This window comes from Deltaproteobacteria bacterium, from assembly GCA_005879795.1.
Classification (GTDB): Bacteria; Desulfobacterota; Binatia; order DP-6; family DP-6; genus DP-6.
The window spans coordinates 1-5265 of record VBKJ01000175.1 but is presented as its reverse complement, the minus strand read 5'-3'; the positions used below and the strand labels follow the sequence as shown (position 1 = coordinate 5265).

The following is a 5265-nucleotide window of genomic DNA, read 5'->3' as shown; positions in this document are numbered from 1 at the left end:
AAGAACGTGGCACGCCGGTTGAGCGTCCGTATCCACGTGGGCCGGTCGAAGGCGAGCATCCCCTTCCACATGTTCTTCTTGGTGACCCCCGGGAGGGCCGGGGTGTCGATGACCGACACCTTGCCGAGGTCGAAGAACGGGATCCCGACGTCGTAGATGGTCTCGAAGCGATAGACGGTCTGCGTGTACTGCTCCTCGGAGTAGTTCAGCGAGGCGCCGACCGTGTGCACGTACGGCGCGATGAACTCGGCGGGGAAGATGCCGCGGGCGGTGAGGCTCCGCAGCCGCGCCTGATCGACGGCGTCGTCGAACGTCCGCCGCACGGCGCGCAGCGGCGCGTAGTTCGTGCCGTCGTCTCCCGCCCAGCGCTGGTAGAAGTAGTCGAGGGTGAACTCGATCCCCTGCGGGGTCATACCGTGGTAACGCACCCCGACCTGGCTGTTCTCCATCGGGTTGCGCGAGTAGTCGCCCTTCTCGAACAGCTTGGTGCCGTTCAGGAGCCGCGTGCATGCGGGCTGGCCCGCGCGCGGCCCGGTCGCCTGCCGGAGCCGCGAGTTGGCCAGGCACGGCCCGTCGAAGAAGGCGCCGTCCACGGGATTGGTGAGTGGATCATAGAAAGGCAGGCCCCAGGGCCGCGGCAGGAACGCCTGCTTCGCCGGCATCCAATCGCCAGGGTTCCAGTACCACTCGAGGAAACTCTGCGAGAACCGCCACACGTCGCCCAGGTCGTAGAGGAACTTGATGATCCACAGGGGGCGGCGGATCTCGTCCCACCCGAACCCGGGGGCGGGAAGCTCCTGTTGGAAGTGCCAGGTCAAGTCGAGGGGATTGACGCGATCGAGCATGCGGAAGTTGTCGGTCTCGCCCCAGACGATCTGCTGGCGGCCGCCGCGCACCGTCAGCGGCAGCCCCCGGAACTTCAGGTCGATGTAGGCCTCGCGGAGCTGGTTGTCGAACTTGAGCGCCGTGCGCTCACCCCGGCTGAGCCCGCTCAGCTCGAGCTGCCCGCGCCGGAGCCGCTTGAAGCCCGACGGCGTGCTGAACCCGACCCGGGTGGCATAATCGAAGTAGTCCATTCCCCCGTACGCCCGTCCGTGGACGTCCTCCTTCTGCACGAAGCCCGGCGTGACGTCGTAGACGCTGTCGTAGACGCCGCGCCACAGGAGGAGGAGGTGGGATCTCTCGAGGAAGGGGACGTCGTACTTCCCGTAGAACCGGCCGGCCTGGAGCCAGTCGTAGTCCAGGCGGACGTGGGCGGTGTTTCGATTCTGGATGTACTCGTACGTGCTCGCGTCGGGGTCGCGGACGAGGTTCTGCGACTGCAGGTTGCCCGAGAGCTGCAGCGGTCCGAACCGCTGGGTGGCGGCCGCCCGCGGTGGCGGGGCGGCGACGGCGGCGAGCGCCACGAAGACGATGAGCCGAGAGTGGCAGCGCCCCATCGGCCGCCCGCTACGACCCCGGGGCCGGGCCGAGCCACATCTCCTGCATCGGCAGGAGCGAGGCGCCCGGCCCGGGCAGGCCGGTCAGGGTGTCGACCGTGGTCGTGCCGCTGACCGGTTCGCAGAACGTCCCCGCCAGCACGGCGCGGGCGCGTCGGGAAGCAGGGGCGCGTCGTGTCGCTCGAGCAGCAGAGCTGGCTCACCCCGCCCTTCACGTCGACGCACACGGGCAAACCGGTGACGGGATCGGGCGCCATGTCATGGCAGGCGGCTCCGCTGCACGTCGCGTTGCACACGCCGCCGCCGGGGCAGTCGTCGTCCTGGCTCTGGCCCGGACACGGCTTGGGGCCCTTCAACGTCGACGTCCCCGTGGTGAGCGGAAAGGTGACGGGGACGGTCCCTGCCGGGGTGCCCGGGGGCGGGCAATCGGAGGAGGTTGTGAACGTCTGGTTGCCCGGGGCATTGCCCACCACGACGATCCCCTCGGTCCGGCACGCCTGGCCCTGCCGCGGACCGCTGTCGCAGGTCCCGGCCTTGCCGAGGTCGCTGCCCGAACAGCGCGGGCAGAGCCGGTTCGGCGAGGAGAGGAAGATGTCCGACAGCAGGTGCAGGTTCACCGCAATCGCCCCGGTCTGGACGTTCGCGGTCCCGTCGGTGAGCTTCGGGCTGGCGAACCGGCTGGAGAGGCACACGGCGATGCCCTGGCTCAGGAGCGGGAGCGGCGGTCCGAAGGTCGGGCCATTCACCTGATCGGTACTCGGCTGGCCCTCCAGGCACGAGGGGTCCGTGCTCGCGTCGCAACCCGTGAGGCACATGCGCAGGACCGTACCCGTCACCTGCGGAAAGTTGTGGGAGCTTCCCGTCCAGCCGCTGTCGAGGTCCGTGCCCGTCGGCTCGACGGTCAGGGTGAGCTCGCGGGGTCCTCCCGCGGCGTTGGCTGGACACTGGCCCGCGCCCTTGTTCGGCACGCAGCGCAGGACGAGCACGTCGCCGTCCCGTTTCGGCCTGCTGCTCGCGAGGGCCGTGAGCCGGAGCCTCAGCGTCTTCGACGGCTTCGCGCGCTTCCTCCCCTGGCGGAGCCCTAGCGTGACGAGGGTCGCCGGGCCGCAGGTGGGCGCCGTAAGGGATGGCGGCGGCTGGAGACCGAGCTGCTGGGCCTTGGCAGAGAGTCTCACCTCGGTCAGCGGCTGGGGTGTGCAGCCGGGCACGTCGCTCTGGAAGACGCAGATGGACACGCCCAACGTGCAGACGCCATTCGGTGTCGCGTCGACGTCACATGCCGGGTCGCCGTCCTGGCAATCGACGCCCACCTTGCCCCTGTTCGCCTGCACGCCCGCGCTGGTGACCTGCCACTCGGCGTAGCAGTCGGTCTTCGCCGCGCCGCCGCCAGCGACGAGGGCCGGTGACGGCCGCGCGTGGGCGAACGGCAGGACGAGGGCCAGCAGCCAGGGCGAACGGCTTCGCTTCATGACGGTCCCTTCATCATGGCCCCGCAGAACTCAGGGCCTCGTCGGTGGTGCGAGGTTCATCCACTGCTCGACCCGAAGATTCCGCAAACGACCCGGGGGCCGAAGCCCCTCTCGCGCGTGCTGTAGGCTACTTCCGGGTACTTGGGCAAGCACCTCGGCCGCCCTGCCGGACGCGCCTCCGGAGCCCCCGGACAGGGGGATGGGAGCAGGCCGTGCTGAACGGGATGCCGCCCTCGACCTGCGTGGAAGGGGTGGTTGCCGTCGAGCACCACGACGACGACCACCGCCACGACCACGGACCCAACCACGACGACCAAGCATCGGCAGACCACCACGACCACGACGACGACCAGCACGACGGCCACGATCTCGTGCGGCGACGTGAACGGGGACGGCGTCGTGAATATCGGTGACGCGCTCCTCACGGCGCAGTATGACGTCGGTCCGCGCACGTGCGGACAGGCGCCCTTCAGTCACCCCGAGGTCTGCGACGTCGACCGGGACGGCGCTTGCAACGTCGGTGATGCGCCGATGATGGCGCAGTGCGACGTGGGGCTGTTCAGCTGCGCTTTCTCGTGCACCCCGTTGTCGTGCCCATGAGTTCGAAGGACGGCTCTACCCCACACAGCGGCCGGCTGCCGTGCGCGACCGGGTCTCCTAGAAAATGAAGGGCACGAGTCTCCACGTGCGGTCCTCATAAGCCGTGTACCGTTCTCCGAACGCCTCGGCCATCATCGCTTCTTCGGAACGAATCCGGTAGCTGAAGACGGCCAACCCGCCCACCACGACGATCAAGGCGGTGATCCAGTTCAGCGTCGCCAGCGCGGCCCCGCCCCACATGAGCATGATGCCCAGGTAGCCTGGATGCCGGATGACGCGGTAGGGTCCGTCCTGCACGATGCGCTGCCCCTGCGTGATGCGCAGGGTGCGCGTGTAGTACGCGCCGAGCGTCTGATTTGCCCACCAGCGCAGAGCGATTCCGCCGACCATGATCACGATCCCCGCCCAGCCGGTGAGCGAAGGGTGGCCGAGGCGGCCACGCGGGATCAGGTTGAGGAGCGGCGCGAGAAGGAGCGCCAGGAGCGCGACGCCGAAATACGCCCCGATCAGGCGGGTGCTGGCCCGATCCGATTCCCCCGAATCCAGTCTCTTGGCCTCGCTGCCCTGGCGAAGCCGCCCTTCGGTGACGAGAAACAAGCCTAGGAGCACGTAGGCAAGCAGGGTGGTACAGGCGCTCACGCCGGCTGAATCGACACGATTTCCAATTCCGGGGCCTCCTCTTCGCAGCGAGCACCCGGGATCGTCTTCAGGATCGCCTGCGCGACCCGACGGGACAGTCCGAAGAACTCATCGTCTCCGAAGCCGGCCCCGCTGTGGAACAGCCCGGCGTTGTAGGGGCTGCCGTCGATGAGTGAATCGCGGCGGTCGTAGTGCCCGAGCACGTCCGCATGATCCGCGACGACGAAGCCACTCACTTCCTCCGGCTTGTCCGGGTGTACGATCTGGCGGACCGTGTTGACGACGCCATCGTTCAACGTGGCGTCAATCGCGGCCGGCATCTGGCTGTGCTGGCTACGGATCACGAACCGAGGGCGCGTCCTGATCAGGTCTTCCAATAGGCGCCCGCACCGGTCCACGGCGGGTGACGCTTGGCCGTCCCCCTTCGTCAGACCGTGCATGTCCGAGAAGAAGGAGTCGCTGGGGCGCTCGCCGTCCGCTCTCAGTGGAGTACCGGTGACAAAGCACGTGAGGGAGACTCCCGGCTCCGCCTTGTGCGTCGCGCGGACCCCTTCCATGTAGGACGGTCGAAGATTTCCGATGAGCTCGCGATGGAAAGCGACCTGGCGCAGGAAGTTCACCACATCCTTCGGGTGCGTCACCTGCAGTTGCGCGACGACGTGCGCCTCCTGCGGTACGAGCCAGAGAAGGTGCCAGGCAAGGCGGACGGCATCGGTCACCGGCACGGCCCAACTGAAGAAACGGTTGTCGGCCCACGAGGCGAGCCAACTATCGGCCAGACAGGTTCCGTAGTGGGGAGCCGAGATCGTCACGACGCTTCTGATCTTCCGACGTACTTCGTTCGACCTCTTGTCCCACCCCCGGCCCTCCAGCGGCTTCGTACAGGCGAGCAGTTGGGCATCGACGCCGCCCGTGCTGTGTCCGATCAGATGGATGCGCTCCACGCCGACGACGGTCCGCTCGACCTCGGAGAGGCTCGTCGCGCAGAGGTCGCTCAGGTAGCCGACCAGATGGCCCTGCCGCTTTGCGAGAGACTCGGTCGGCAGCGTGGTGCAGGGAACGACCGGAACCGGGTAGCCGAGGGCCTCTTCGAGCAGGCCCCGCATGACCGCAAGGAG

At 68.2% G+C, this 5265-nt stretch carries 5 protein-coding genes; 3 read left to right on the top strand and 2 right to left on the bottom strand.

Annotated elements, in window-relative coordinates:
- The coding region (locus E6J59_15120; protein TMB18050.1) for a hypothetical protein at positions 1-1439 on the bottom strand (1439 nt) is incomplete at its 3' end.
- A 174-nt stretch (positions 1440-1613) separates the two neighbouring features.
- Here E6J59_15120 and E6J59_15115 point away from each other — a divergent pair.
- The 3 genes from E6J59_15115 (at position 1614) to E6J59_15105 (ending at position 3508) form a co-directional block, all read left to right on the top strand.
- On the top strand, positions 1614-2189 hold the full coding sequence (locus E6J59_15115; protein ID TMB18049.1) for a hypothetical protein: 576 nt from the start codon (positions 1614-1616) through the stop codon (positions 2187-2189).
- Positions 2190-2462: 273 nt separating this feature from the next.
- Positions 2463-2801: a hypothetical protein gene (locus tag E6J59_15110; protein ID TMB18048.1), complete on the top strand. Its 339-nt coding sequence runs from the start codon at positions 2463-2465 to the stop codon at positions 2799-2801.
- 362 nt (positions 2802-3163) lie between these two features.
- Positions 3164-3508 (top strand): hypothetical protein, encoded by a 345-nt coding sequence (locus E6J59_15105; protein ID TMB18047.1) that lies wholly within the window; start codon positions 3164-3166, stop codon positions 3506-3508.
- A gap of 57 nt (positions 3509-3565) precedes the next feature.
- Here the strand turns inward: E6J59_15105 and E6J59_15100 are convergent, their stop codons facing one another.
- Complete coding sequence (locus tag E6J59_15100) at positions 3566-4195, bottom strand: isoprenylcysteine carboxylmethyltransferase family protein (GenBank protein TMB18046.1); 630 nt, start codon at positions 4193-4195, stop codon at positions 3566-3568.
- Between the last annotated feature and the right edge of the window lie 1070 nt (positions 4196-5265).